Origin of the sequence: Sphingobacterium sp. HSC-15S19 (assembly GCF_050433745.1) — a bacterium.
Taxonomy (GTDB): domain Bacteria; phylum Bacteroidota; class Bacteroidia; order Sphingobacteriales; family Sphingobacteriaceae; genus Sphingobacterium; species Sphingobacterium siyangense.
On record NZ_JBNPWQ010000003.1, the window covers coordinates 100,828 to 113,056 of the forward strand.

Genomic DNA, 12,229 nt, shown 5'->3' on the forward strand with positions numbered 1-12,229 from the left:
TATAGAATTCATTTTTCAATGATTAATTATACTACTGTAAAAGCCGTAATATTTGATTTGGACGGTGTGTTGGTGGATACGGCAATCTACCATTTTCAAGCTTGGCATAGATTGGCCGAAGACTTGGGCTATTCGTTTTCCATTGTTGACAATGAGCAGCTGAAAGGTGTCAGCCGGATCGAATCCCTGGAGCTTATTTTAAAATGGGCCGGGGTGGAAAAGTCTGAAGCTGAAAAAGCGGATTTACTGGTGCTTAAAAACCAATGGTACCTGGAGTTGATTGAGCAGCTGAGTCCTGACCACTTGCTTTCGGGTAGTTTGGAACTTTTGAAAAAACTACAGCAAAAAGGAATTAAGATTGGACTTGGTTCGGCCAGCAAGAATGCAATGGGTATCCTTGAAAAAACCGGAATTATACCCTATTTCGATGCGCTGATCGATGGGAATGTAGTGCAGCTTTCTAAACCCAACCCGGAAGTTTTCCTTAAGGGGGCCGAGGTGCTGGAGATTGCGCCGGCCCACTGCCTGGTGCTGGAAGATGCACAGGCTGGAATCGATGCAGCACGGGCAGCCGGTATGCAGGTAATAGGTATAGGCCTGAAAGAACATCTCAGGGGAGCGGATTTGGTCGTAGCAGATTTAGGGACCTTAGTCGATAAATTTTAAAATTTAGGAGAAATTCAATAGCGGAAAGCATGCTGTAGATGGTATCGGTAAATAGGGCAATCATTTATTTGCCTTCGATTCCGAGCATGCGGTGAAAAAAATAAAAAGATGAAAACATATATCAAACATAACCCTTGGCAAATTATCGAAGATACATTTCGCCCCGAACATAATGAATTTTCGGAAAGTATCTTCGCTATTGGTAATGGTCGGATGGGACAGAGGGCTAATTTTGAAGAACAATTCAGCGGGAAATCTTTGCAAGGGTCGTATTTGGCCGGTATTTATTATCCGGACAAAACACGTGTAGGCTGGTGGAAAAATGGCTATCCGGAATATTTTGCCAAGGTCATCAATTCCATCGATTGGATAGGCCTGGATATTCTGGTCAATGGGCAAGTGTTAGATCTGAATAAAGTTACGGTCAAATCTTTTGAACGCCGACTGGATATGCAGCATGGCGTTTTATACCGCAGTTTTGCCGTGGAAATGCCAGACGGAGCACAGCTTAAGGTAGAAGCAAGCCGGATGTATCATCTGTTTGCTTCCGAAACAGCTTCATTGCAGTACAACATCCAGGCGCTTTCTGGTCCAATTACATTGGAGATCAGGTCGCAGTTAAATGCTGAAGTCGTTAATCGTGATAGTAACTATGACGAGCAATTTTGGGAAAGTACAGCGCAGGGTAGGGATGGTGAAAATACCTTTGTGGTGGCGCGCACCAAGAAAACGGGGTTTGAAGTCTATGCCATGCTTACAACGAGCGTAACTGGTCCAACAGCGGTCGTGGAAGTGCACGATACCGTCGCAAGTCCGGGCTGTATGACAGAGATCTATCAGACAGATCTTGCTGAATCTCAAATTTGTCGTGTTGAGAAGCGCGTTGCCATTGTCACCTCGCAGAATCACCTGCAAGCTCAGCTAAAAGAAGCTGCTTCGGTTAATCTACACCAATTGAATGGGCTGAGTTATGAGCAGTTAAAGGCTCAACAGGCAGCAGCCTGGCAAGCGATCTGGGCAGAAAGTGATATTGAAATTAGTGGTGATGTCGCAGCACAGCAGGCAATACGCTACAATATTTTCCAGCTTAACCAGACTTATACCGGCGAAGATGAGCGCCTCAATATTGGCCCTAAAGGTTTTACAGGTGAAAAATATGGTGGTGTCACGTATTGGGATACCGAAGCATATTGTATTCCATTTTACCTGGCAACACAGTCACCAAAGATTGCCCGTAATTTGTTGATTTATCGTCATCAGCAATTGGAAAAGGCAATCGAAAATGCGGCTAAACTCGGCTTTAATCGGGGCGCAGCACTCTATCCCATGGTTACGATTAATGGTGAGGAATGCCATAATGAATGGGAGATTACCTTTGAGGAGATTCATCGCAATGGAGCCATAGCATTTGCAATCTATAACTATGTCCGTTATACCGGAGATCAGGATTACATCTGGTCGCACGGATTGGAAGTTTTGGTTGCGATAAGCCGATTCTGGGCACAGCGTGTCAATTGGAGTGCCGAACGCCAGCAATATGTGATGTTGGGCGTGACGGGACCAAACGAGTATGAAAACAACGTGAACAACAATTGGTATACCAATCGGATTGCATCCTGGTGCCTGGAATATACACTGGACTGTTTAAACAAGCTGGCGCAGCTAAGCTCCAACAATGCTGACGCACTGAACACGAAGTTGGCCGTAGCATCGGAAGAACAACAAAAATGGCAGCACATTGTCGATAATATGTATTATCCTTTTGATGCGCAACGGAATGTATATTTGCAGCAAGATGGCTTTTTGGACAAAGAGCTGATTCCTGTGGCAGAACTTGATCCATCGCATCGCCCTATTAACCAGCATTGGAGTTGGGATAGGATTCTGCGTTCCTGTTATATCAAACAGGCCGATGTATTGCAAGGTTTTTACTTCCTTGAGGATCAATTTGACCTGGAGACCCTAGGTCGACATTATGAATTCTATGAGCCTTTTACGGTGCATGAAAGTTCGCTCTCTCCCTGCGTACATGCGATACTGGCCGCTAAATTGAACAAGCCGGAAAAAGCGTATGAATTCTATCTGCGCACCTCACGTTTGGATCTGGACGATTACAATAACGATACCGAAGACGGTTTACATATTACGTCGATGGCGGGTACCTGGATGACAATCGTAGAGGGCTTTGCAGGAATGCGAATTAAGGACGGACAATTGTATTTAAATCCGATGTTGCCCAAAGAATGGGAAGGATATAAATTCCGGGTGTTATTTCGAGGAGCGACTTTACTGATTGCAGTAGATGCCGATGGCTATACGATCGAAAATGTCAGTGATACTGCAGTCCATATCCAGACGGTAACCGAAGCTTTCGCGCTGTCTGGGCAAAGCAAAAAAAAGGTGCTTCAGCGGAGATAAACCCTAGTTTTCAGCAGTGAAAGAACCTCTTATGCTGCTGAAAATAGGGGTTAAATGGTAATTAAATTGTATTTTGTCTTAAATTTTTATAGCCTATTATGGGAAATAAACCTGAATTAAGCATTAGCCAGGTCATCAATATGAGTTTTGGATTTCTGGGGATACAAATGGGTTTTGCTCTGCAAAATGGCAACGCCTCCCGTATTCTCCAAACATTTGGTGCTGATGTGGAGCATCTTTCACTTTTTTGGCTTGCTGCTCCGATTACGGGGATGATTGTACAGCCAATTATAGGCCATTATAGTGATCGAACCTGGAATAGATTGGGCCGGCGGCGACCTTATATTTTGGTGGGGGCACTGTTGACTACGCTGACTTTATTTTTAATGCCCAATGCGGCATTATTGACAACATTATTGGCGCCACTTTGGATCGGTGCAGGCTTATTGATGTTTATGGATGCTTCCATCAATGTGACGATGGAGCCCTTTCGGGCGCTGATCGGTGATAATCTGCCGAGCAGTCAGCGAAGTTTGGGCTTCTCGGTACAGACCTTTTTAATCGGGATTGGCGCTGTTCTTGGCTCGCTACTTCCCTTTATGTTGACGAAGTATTTTCATGTAGCAGGAACTTCTGAAGCCGGGCAAGTACCGAGTAATGTTATCTACTCCTTTTATGTAGGCGGTTTTGTCCTGCTTCTAACGGTGTTATGGTCTGTGTTCAAAACAAAAGAGTACTCACCAGCAGCGCTTCAGACTTTTTCGGATGCGGTTGCTATTGAACAGGATGCGACACCAAAGTTTGGCTTGCGTTCTATCTTTAGTGATATCGGTAAGATGCCATTGATCATGCGCAAATTGGGCTGGGTCCAGTTTTTCTCCTGGTTTGCCCTTTTTATGATGTGGGTGTATACAACTCCTGCTATTGCTGATTCGGTTTTTTACCTGCGGGAAGGAAATCGGCAGGATCTCTATATGGAGGCTGCCAATTGGGTAGGTGTGCTTTTTGGTATTTACAATGGAGTCTCGGCCTTGTATGCCTTGTTTATTCCGCGGATAGCTAAACATTTTGGGCGTGGAAAAACACATGCTCTTGGGCTTTCCATTGGTGGGCTTTCGTTAATTTCATTATTTCTGATCAAAGATGCCAATCTACTGATTCTTCCTATGATCGGTATTGGTATCGCTTGGGGAAGCATTTTGGCAATGCCTTATGCAATTTTGAGCGATCATTTGCCTTCGGGTAAAATGGGGGTTTATATGGGGCTATTTAATTTTTTCATTACCCTACCTCAGATTGTGTGTGGATTTTTTGGCGGAATGATCATCAAATATTTTTTTCATAGCCAATCCATTTACGGCTTGTTGTTGGCCGGCATATTTATGTTGCTGGCGGCATTCTTTGTTCCAAAGCGTAAGAATTAAGTGCATGCCATTATCGTAGACGTAGGCTAAACCTTCTACGTCTACGTGTTTTTGCCTCGCTCGGGTTCCTCAATTGGATTTTCTTGGTCCCTTCTATTTGTCCCCGATTCTTTCTTTACCTAGGGGCGATTTCTATCTTTATCAGTGCCGATATTCTTTCGGCATCTCGGCAACAGTTTTTACGCCATTGGAATAATCTTCTTCCTGGTGCTAGAACTGGTGTTTATCACTTGCTGTTTTCAAGAATATAGCTGCTTGGCGACATGCCATAGTGCTTATGAAAGTCCCTTGAAAAATTGGATTGCACGGTATAACCGACCATCGTTGATACCTGGGTGATGTTATATTCTTTTTGGGTGAGTAGTTCTGCCGCCTTTTTCAACCGTGAAATATTGATCAATTCATTGGGTGTGAGGTCAGAGAGTCCTTTGATTTTACGGTAAAGGGTTGGACGGCTCATATGCATCAATTTGGCCAGTTCATCCACATTGAGATCTATCGTTGAAATATTCTCATAAATAACCGTATTCAGCTGACTGATAAAATCTTTGTCGGGTGCTGAAACGTTAATATCCATTAAGTTGGAGCTGGAAGAATTGGTTAGGTAATTCTTGATAATTTTACGGTTTTTGAGGATGTTGCGTATCTGTACCATGAGGAATTCAAGCGAAAAGGGTTTTTCGATATAGGCATCGGCACCATTTTTTAATCCCTGAATTTTTGAATCCAGCGCATTTTTTGCCGTTAGAAAAATAACGGGAATATGGCTATACAGAATATCTGTTTTGATGCGTTTGCATAGCGCCAGACCATCCATAATGGGCATCATAATATCTGTTAGTACAAGTTGTACATTCTCTTGGTCTAATATTTCGAGGGCCTCGGCACCGTTCCCTGCCCGTAGAACAGTGTAGCTGGTTTTCAATTCTTTATTGAGGTAGGCCAGTATTTCTTTATTATCCTCGACGAGCAGAATCACCGGCTTTTCTTCCTCCTGTTCATCGGATCTATCATGCAATACCTGATCGTCGTTATCTTCCTGAAAAGATTTGATGTCGAGCGATTGTTCCTGAAAAATTGGGATTGATAGCAGGAATATATTCCGGTTTTCCTCCAGATGTACAAGGGATAAGTTTCCTTGGTGTAATTCGACCAAAGAGCGGGACAAAGGAAGACCAATGCCCGTCCCCGTATCTTTATCCGATTCATTTAAGCGATAAAATGGTTCAAATATTTTCTCCCTTTTCTCAAAGGGAATGAGCTCACCATCATTCTTAAACTCGATATTGAACATAATATCATCGCTATTAAAAGGGAGGAGTTTGACATAGACTTCTTGATCCGCATATTTGATGGCGTTGTGAATCAGGTTTGTAAAGATCTTTCGAAGGGCTTCCTCATCCACATAAGCCGTGAGACTGATACGAGGGAGACTGAGGTCATAGTGCAGCTGTTTATCTTTTGCGAGATAATTTAAATCGTGAAATACTTCGGATAGGAGGGCATTAATATCCGTTTTAGTAAAAATAAGGCTCATATTGTTGGTTTCTGCTTTTCTAAAATCCAGTAATTGGTTGGTGAGGCGAATTAATCGCGCCGTATTTTTTTCAATCAGTGCAAGATCTTTGGCTGTGTCGCGATCGGTAAATTTATGGTTATTGATTATTTTCTCAAGGGGCATTTTGATCAGCGTGAGTGGCGTACGAATTTCGTGGGCCAGGTTGGTGAAGAATTCCAGCTTGAGGTTATATATTTCCTGTTCTTTTTTTCGTTCATAACTATCCATCTTTTGGGCATTGTTGGCTTTTATAAGGAGAAAGTAATACCGTAATACGAGCAATGCAATGGTGCCGAAGCTCAAAAAATAAAGTAAGTATGCCCAATTTGACTGCCACCAGGGTGGCGAAACGATGATGAGCAGTTTTTTTTCATCCGGATTCCAGACGCTGTTGTTATTTGCACCTCTGAACTTAAACGTATAAGTGCCCGGAGGAAGTTTATTGTAATAGATTTTTTGATTGCCTGTAATATCGGTCCAGTCTTTATCGTAACCTTCCATGATATAACGATAAGGATTGCTCTTTGGGGAAACAAAGCTCAAGGCGGCGATATTGAAGCTAATATTGGAATTGTCGTAGGTCAGTTGGATCTCTTCTGATAGGGAGATGGATTCTTTCAGTATGCCATTTTCACCAACCGGTACGTTGACATTGTTAATCTGAATGCCGCTGATGAATATAGGTGGAATAAAGCTGTTCTTAATGGATTTTGTGGGATTGAAGCTAACCATTCCTTTAATCGTCCCGAAATATAAAGTTCCATCGCTATCTTTATAAGCCGAATTATAATTAAACTGATCTGCGGGAAGCCCGTCTCTCGATGTATAGATGACCCTACGCGGGACACCTTCATCCAGTCTGACCAGTCCACCACCGGTAGATATCCAGATGCTCCTGTTGTCATCTTCCAGGACCTTGAATACCTGATTGGAAGGTAAACCGGATTCGGTCAGATAATTGGTGAAGCGACCATCACGACGGTATTTTGAGAGGCCGCTTTCGGTGCAAAACCACAAGTTATTTTTGCTGTCTTCAAATAGACCGTTGACGTAATTATTGACGAGTGTATTTTGTTTACCTTGTTCAGATAACAGATGCTGAATTTCTCCCGAACTGCGGTTATATTGGTAGACCCCACTACCGTAGGTGTTGATCCACAGTATACCATATTGATCTTCATAAATGCCTTGTATCCATGCGGTAATTGGAAGGAGGTCAAAACTGTCGCTATTTTTGTTGTAGCGGTATAGTGCGCGGTCTGTCCCGACAAACATGCTGTTGTCTTTAGACTTATAGAGGCATACGGCAAAGCTGCTTTGTAAGGGGCCTTTGCCGATGCGATCATAGTGTTTTTTTAGTTTTCCGGTTTTTACGTCTAGAACGTCTAGTCCATGTGTTGTGGAGCCTACCCAAAGATCGTCGCCGATTGTTGCCAGGCCATGAACATTGTTATGCGCTATACTTCCCTTTTTTCCATTGGCAAGGAAGTGCTGAATCTGTTGTGTTTGAGCATCAATTTTGTTCAGGCCACCATCTTCTGTTCCTATCCAGAAATTTCCATAGCGATCTTTTTTGATATCGTGTACAATATTGCCTGATAAGGCCGATTTTCCGAATCCGGATAGATATTTTTTGAAATTGTCGAATTGGTTGCTGTATTGGTTAAAGCCGCCGAAAAATGTTCCAAACCAGATATTGTCTTCACGGTCCCGATAGAAATTCAGGACAGCATTGTCAGATATGGCAAATGGATTGAGCAGATCTTTTTTGATGTGCTGGCTCTGACCCGTGTGAATATCATAGGTATATATTCCAGTTTCTGTTCCGATCCAGTATATCGACTCCGTCTGTTGAATAATACAGTTTGCCTGGATGACTTTATTGGGGTAATGATTTGCAAATAGATTTTTTAACCGGCCATTTTTGAAATCAAACAAATAAGCCGAATTGATTGTCCCAACCATCAATAGGGAATCATTGATGGCGTAAACGGTTTTTGTATTTGCCAATGCTTTTCGATCGATCTTTTTAAGGTCAACTTCGACAAATTTGCTCGTATTTACCTGGTACCGTTGTATGGTACTGTTATTGTCCGTTGTCCACAACCCGCCTTTCTTGCTGCTGGTAATCGCTACAATGGTATTTTTGTTCTGATCAAATGGAATTATTTCTGTTGTATAAGAATTATAGCGATAAAGTTTTCCGTTCGAAAGCAGCCAGATAAAACCGGCGTATTCGTGTATGGCATTTACTTCACCGATTGGTACTCCCCTGAATGGTGTGAAATTTTCTTTAATAGGATCGTAACAATAGGTACCGCGTGTGGTTCCCACCCATAGTATTCCTTTGCTGTCTGTGAGAATACTTAAAATGGACGAACTTCCGATACTTGTAGAGTCTGAAGCATTGTGTCTAAATATCTTAAATTGATTGCCATCAAAGCGATTGAGACCATTCCTTGTCCCTAACCATAGAAAACCCTGAACATCCTGTGTAATACATTTGACCGTGCTATTGGAGAGACCGTCGTGGGTTTGATAATTTTTAAAATAGATCGATTGTGCCTGCACGTTAATACATGCTAGCAAGATATATAAAAGGAGTATGGTGGTTATTCTTTTCAAAACTGATTACGTTGAACTAAAAATAGTCAATTAAAAGATAAAAAAGAGTTTTACTGATACGCTTTGATATAAAATTGAGACGCTCTGATTGGACTAGCTACAAGGATTTACGCATTTTTATAAAACAATAATAACCAAATATAAACGTATGTTTCGCCCTAGAATTATGACAGGTAAGTCCTGTGTCCTTGTTTTTCAGTTTGTTAGGTTTTTGTTTTTACATGTGAGACATGATGTTCACGATGCTTTGGTTTTGAATTTTGGCTTTAAAGGCCTTGATACCGAGCGCTACGTCTTTGCCATTATTGGGGAAGACTATACGCATTTCAAAAGGGCTTTGGAGCAAAAAAAATACCATTAAAATCACTTAGTATCATTTGTGTATCCTAGATGCATGATATAAAAATCAATTAAACCACCAATCAAAAAGCGTATGAAAAATAAACTACTTGCACAATGCGTAATGACGCTTACATTTTTGCTTGTATCTTTTATTGTAGTTGCCCAGACGAAAGTCTTGAAGGGAAAGGTTGTAGATGAGACTCAAGGTCCATTGGCAGGAGCTACAATTAAGGTAAAAGGGGGAACCGCGGCTACAACAACAGACACGGAAGGTTCCTTTACATTTACTGTTCCCAGTGAAGCGAAAACGCTGGAAGTATCCTTTATTGGATACACTTTAAAAGAAGTACCCATTGTGGGAAACGATATCACCGTAGCGCTGGAACCTAGTGCCGGTCAGGGTCTAGATGAGGTCGTTGTGATCGGTTATGGTACCGCCCGTAAAAAAGATCTCACGGGGTCTATGGTCACTATTGGAGCGAAAAACTTCAATAAGGGGATCATGACGAGTCCCGATCAATTAATACAAGGAAAGACACCAGGGGTTATGGTGATTAATAATACGGGGCAACCTGGCGGATCAACCACAGTACGTATCCGTGGAAACTCATCGATCCGTGCCAGTAACAACCCATTATTTGTGCTGGATGGTGTGCCTATGTCGGGTAATTCGCCTCTGCCTGAAGGAAGAGGAGGCTTTTCTTCCGACAGAGGAAATCCTTTGACTTACTTGAATCCGGGTGACATTGCTAGTATGGACATCCTTAAAGATGCATCGGCTACGGCAATTTATGGTTCACGTGGGGCAAATGGCGTTGTCATTATTTCGACGAAAAGAGGTAAAGTAGGGCAGCCCGAGGTTTCTGTAGGAGCCTCTGCAGGTGTTTCGACCATGCGGGAATATCCGGATGTGTTAGATGCTGCTCGATTTAGAGAAGCGTTGAAATATTATACACCATCTGAAGTCGCAAATGCTGATTTTGGTGGCAATGAGGATGCCTTTAAAGCGATCACAAGAAAAGCGATCACGCAAAATTACTATGCTGATGTAGCTGGCGGAACTGAGTATGGTAAGTATCGCCTTTCAGGTGGATATTTAAACCAAAACGGTATTATTCGTGGATCACAGCTGAAGAAATACACAGCCAATTTTAACGGGAATTTCCGTTTTCTGGAAAACAAACGATTGGGATTGGATTTTGCAGTCTTTTTGACGCAAATGGATAATAAATACGCACCGATCAATGCGATGGTAGGTTCGGAAGGAAATGTGATTTCTCAAGCGTTACAATGGAATCCGACACGACCATTACGGGACGATCAAGGCAATTTAACCTTTGTCAGTTCAACTACGCGAAACCCATTGACAAGTATTGATGCCTTTAAAGATTTGGCGACAACAAATACCATGGTAATCAACTTGGCGCCATACTATAAAATTACAGACGATTTGGAATATCGTTTTATCTATAGTGCAATGCGACAAACTGGAAACCGTGAAGGGATGTACCGCGCAGGACTTATTGATCCTTCAGCTGTGAACAATGAGCAGGCCTTTATTTCCAATAACGGAGAAACCAACTTGCAAATGACGCATATGCTCTCTTACAATAAACAAATCAATTCAGATTGGAGTGTCAATGCGGTAGCAGGTTACGAGTATTTGGATTATAACTACAACAACAACATTTCCTTTGGCGGTGGATTTCGTTATATGGGACTAGATTATTTTGACTATCTACAATATACACCTGTTTCCACGCGTGAAATATCGTCGTATAGAAGTCCAACCAACCAGTTGCAATCACTTTTCTTGCGTGGCGGATTCAATTACTTGGATCGCTACTTATTGACTGCAACAGTAAGAAGGGATGGCTCGACGAAATTTGGTTCAAACAACAAATACGCCATGTTCCCTTCATTGGCCGTAGCCTGGAATGTGAATCAGGAAGAGTTTTTGAAATCTACCGGTATTTTTGATCAGTTGAAAGTAAGGGTAGGCTGGGGAAAAACAGGTAACCAAGAATTCCCATCTGGGGCATCGTTAAATAGATTGGTTTTTGGTAACCAAAGTGTAAGCCAGGCAAACTATGGTAATCCTGATTTGAAATGGGAGACTTCGACCACGATCAATGCAGGTATTGATTTTGGAATTTGGGGTAACCGTCTGTATGGATCCATTGATTATTTTAATAAGAAGACCACAGATGCACTATTTGAGCAAACTCTTGCACAGCCAGCTCCAGCAGGGCGTATCTGGGTAAATTTGGATGGCGAGATTGTCAATAAAGGGGTAGAGGTCGCGTTGACCGGTACAATTATTAAAAATGACAATTGGACTTGGGATTTGACAGGTAATGCAACTTTCCTGAAAAACAGTGTAAGCGGTCTAGTGGGCTATTACGAAACAGGGGCATTGCGTGGACAAGGTTTTTCAGGTGTATTGGGACAACGTATGGTAAATGGGCAACCATTGAATGTTTGGTACCTGGCCGATTACCAAGGTATTGATCCGCAGACAGGCATGAGCATGTATCGCGGACAGGATGGTAGTATCAGTACGGCCAACGACCCTGCAATTAATAAATTCTATATGAACAGTCCAAATCCGACGACTTTATTGGGTATTTCTACCAACGTAAATTACAAACAGTTTTCTTTGGCTGCCAATATGAATGGTGCTTTTGGACATTATCTATTCAATAATACGGCCGCGACAACTTTAGGATTGAGTAATCTATCATCACGTAATATCGGTTCAGCATTCTTTAATACAGCTGTAAAAGAGTCTACTTCCAATTCGGCTGCGCCTTCGACGCGATTCCTTGAAAAAGGTGATTATCTAAAAATGGCTAATCTTACTTTAAGCTATCGTGTTGGAAATGTAGGTAGAACACTTAAGAACTTAAATGTATCCCTTACTGGACAGAATCTTTTCATCATCACGAAGTATACAGGATTTGATCCTGAGGTGAATACAGATGGTGCAACAAATGGTATTCCTTCGTTGGGTATCGAATATTTACCCTATCCACCGGCAAGAAATATCCTATTGGGGGTTAACTTCTCACTTTAAGCGTATACTGTAGATCATTAGATAATAAAAAGAGGAGAGCATCAAGATGGATTTAAACGTATTAGTGAATGAATAAAAATGAATAAATCTGATCGCCTCATTACGAATGAAACACCAAAG

At 42.0% G+C, this 12,229-nt stretch carries 5 protein-coding genes; 4 read left to right on the forward strand and 1 reads right to left on the reverse strand.

Going from position 1 to position 12,229, the window contains the following annotated elements; all coding sequences use genetic code 11:
* The first annotated feature begins 18 nt into the window (after window positions 1–18).
* The 3 genes from pgmB to L1283_RS03750 all read left to right on the forward strand — a co-directional run bounded on the left by pgmB (window position 19) and on the right by L1283_RS03750 (window position 4,508).
* Window positions 19–666: a beta-phosphoglucomutase gene (gene pgmB, locus L1283_RS03740; protein WP_075991631.1), complete on the forward strand. Its 648-nt coding sequence runs from the start codon at window positions 19–21 to the stop codon at window positions 664–666.
* Window positions 667–774: 108 nt separating this feature from the next.
* Complete coding sequence (locus L1283_RS03745) at window positions 775–3,084, forward strand: family 65 glycosyl hydrolase domain-containing protein (RefSeq protein WP_429625779.1); 2,310 nt, start codon at window positions 775–777, stop codon at window positions 3,082–3,084.
* Window positions 3,085–3,182: 98 nt separating this feature from the next.
* Entirely contained in the window at window positions 3,183–4,508 is a 1,326-nt protein-coding gene (locus tag L1283_RS03750; protein WP_286732454.1) for an MFS transporter, read from the forward strand.
* A 226-nt stretch (window positions 4,509–4,734) separates the two neighbouring features.
* On the opposite strand, the gene L1283_RS03755 is transcribed toward L1283_RS03750, so the two are convergent.
* Window positions 4,735–8,691 (reverse strand): hybrid sensor histidine kinase/response regulator transcription factor, encoded by a 3,957-nt coding sequence (locus tag L1283_RS03755; protein ID WP_429625780.1) that lies wholly within the window; start codon window positions 8,689–8,691, stop codon window positions 4,735–4,737.
* 433 nt (window positions 8,692–9,124) lie between these two features.
* Here L1283_RS03755 and L1283_RS03760 point away from each other — a divergent pair, with 433 nt between their 5' ends.
* Window positions 9,125–12,109, forward strand: a complete 2,985-nt coding sequence (locus L1283_RS03760; protein ID WP_201639534.1) for a SusC/RagA family TonB-linked outer membrane protein — start codon at window positions 9,125–9,127, stop codon at window positions 12,107–12,109.
* Window positions 12,110–12,229 lie beyond the last annotated feature (120 nt).

Coding starts and splice junctions, on each gene's coding strand:
- L1283_RS03750 (WP_286732454.1), top strand. CDS start 3,183: ATGGGAAATAAACCTGAATTAAGCATTAGCCAGGTCATCAATATGAGT.
- L1283_RS03745 (WP_429625779.1), top strand. CDS start 775: ATGAAAACATATATCAAACATAACCCTTGGCAAATTATCGAAGATACA.
- pgmB (WP_075991631.1), top strand. CDS start 19: ATGATTAATTATACTACTGTAAAAGCCGTAATATTTGATTTGGACGGT.
- L1283_RS03760 (WP_201639534.1), top strand. CDS start 9,125: ATGAAAAATAAACTACTTGCACAATGCGTAATGACGCTTACATTTTTG.